Here is a 929-nt window from a genome sequence, read left to right as displayed (position 1 = left end):
GACCACGCAGCGAAGTTACTCGACTGCAAATACTGAATTCGACCATAAAGTTGCTACACGAGAACTCCATTCAGGCCATCTCGATTGAGGCAATTGCAAGGGAAGCTGGTGTCAGCAAAGCAACCATTTACAGATGGTGGGACTCTAAAGCGCTACTCGTAATTGACGCATTCATTGAAAACCATCTTCTTAAAACCCCACTGCCAATTGAACTCGGCCCCAAGAAGGCCATCGCTGTTCATTTCCGTACACTAGTGGAGCAATTTTCTGGTTGGCCAGGCCGAATACTTGCTCAAATCATAGCCGAGGGACAATCTGACCCGTCAGTATTACGAGCCTTTCGAGAGAGATTCCACTACGGGCGACGCGCAATAGTTAAAGAAGCACTTGAAGAATGGAAACGCAGCGGTGAAATCCCAAGCGATACCAATGTCGAGTCGCTTATGGACATAATCTATTCAGCAGTCTACATGCGCCTGTTGGTCGGCCACGCCCCATTAAATGAGGAGTTTGCCAAGTCGCATATCGACTACATATACCACTTGCTGGGAGTAACGAACTCAGAAAACTGAACAGCACTGTTTGGCTGCCGATCGTTATAAAAGTATGAATTTACTCAGTCCCGATTCATCCTGAGAGGTGAATCGGGACTTTTTGACAGATAACGTCAACCTGATGCTCTAGATAGGCTGTCCCAAATATTGATAGGTTTTCAGCAATAACGCCGCCGACTTCTCCCTGTTTTTCAGCGGATCTTCCTGCTCATAGCGACAAAGTTGCAATGACGCGTCACAAATGGTTTTGCATCGTTCAAATCGGCGCTCGCTGTACATCGCCAGTGCCTCGTTAACAGATCGGGTCTTGGATATGCAGTCTGCAAGCACCACGGCATCTTCGATGGCCATACCACCTCCAGACGTCATATGCGG

At 48.0% G+C, this 929-nt stretch carries 1 protein-coding gene and 1 pseudogene; one reads left to right on the top strand and one right to left on the bottom strand.

Annotated elements, in window-relative coordinates; all coding sequences use genetic code 11:
* Positions 1-572 (top strand): TetR/AcrR family transcriptional regulator (locus tag AC1DRJ_RS29875; protein ID WP_477805294.1); only part of this gene is annotated, 572 nt, incomplete at its 5' end.
* 108 nt (positions 573-680) lie between these two features.
* On the opposite strand, the pseudogene AC1DRJ_RS29870 reads toward AC1DRJ_RS29875, so the two are convergent.
* A pseudogene (locus AC1DRJ_RS29870) lies at positions 681-929 on the bottom strand (2-polyprenyl-6-methoxyphenol hydroxylase); the annotation flags it as partial.

The sequence above is a fragment of the Pseudomonas sp. P5_B2 genome (assembly GCF_056400445.1).
The sequence above is the reverse complement of the archived record's forward strand: the minus strand, read 5'-3'. Positions and strand labels throughout refer to the sequence as shown.